This is a genomic window from Streptococcus oralis (assembly GCF_003943825.1).
Taxonomy (GTDB): domain Bacteria; phylum Bacillota; class Bacilli; order Lactobacillales; family Streptococcaceae; genus Streptococcus; species Streptococcus oralis_CD.
In genome coordinates this window covers 1-695 of the sequence record NZ_RJNJ01000073.1, presented here as the reverse complement: position 1 = coordinate 695, position 695 = coordinate 1, and the positions used below count along the sequence as shown (strand labels likewise).

Annotated in this window: 1 protein-coding gene; it reads right to left on the bottom strand. The window is 39.4% G+C overall.

Annotated features, from left to right (window positions below; genetic code table 11):
• Window positions 1-451 (bottom strand): ATP-binding cassette domain-containing protein (locus D8863_RS10635; protein WP_125441868.1); only part of this gene is annotated, 451 nt, incomplete at its 3' end.
• Between the last annotated feature and the right edge of the window lie 244 nt (window positions 452-695).

Here is a 695-nt window from a genome sequence, read left to right as displayed (position 1 = left end):
GTTCATCCAAAAATAGAATCTCAAAGGGTTTGGCTAACTCGTGGATGAGCTGAATTTTCAAAGATTCGCCCCCCGAGAGGCTACCAATTTCTTGGTCGCTAGCAAAACGGTCGCTATCAAAGTGCAACTCCTCCGCCAAACGATAAAGAATGCTGTAGTCTAAATCAGCAGAATCTAGAAAGAAGTAGTCATGTAGAGATCTTTTTTTCAGCTCCTCGGGAAGTTTTTGAGGAATATAGGCCAGTGACTGATAGTCAGACTGGATGTCTCCTTTGATAGTGAAATCAGACAAATATTCCCCCATTAAAGTTTTAAGTAAGGTTGATTTGCCATTTCCTTCCTCTCCAATAATAGCTACTTTTTCCCCGTCTTGGATAGTCATGCTTAAGTCTGAGACAAGATCACGTAAATCTTTGTTTTGAGTGATGGTCAGATGATTGATTTTTATCATATTGTTGCCCTTTCTAGAATGTCCAATAGTGCATAACAAAAAGCTCTACTTTACCTAGTAGAGCCAAAGTTTATGTCAAAAAAACTCTATTAATACTCTTCGAAAATCTCTTCAAACCACGTCAGCGTCGCCTTACCGTAGATATATGTAACTGACTTCGTCAGTCTTATCTACAACCTCAAAGCAGTGCTTTGAGCAACCTGCGGCTAGCTTCCTAGTTTGCTCTTTGATTTTCATTGAGTAT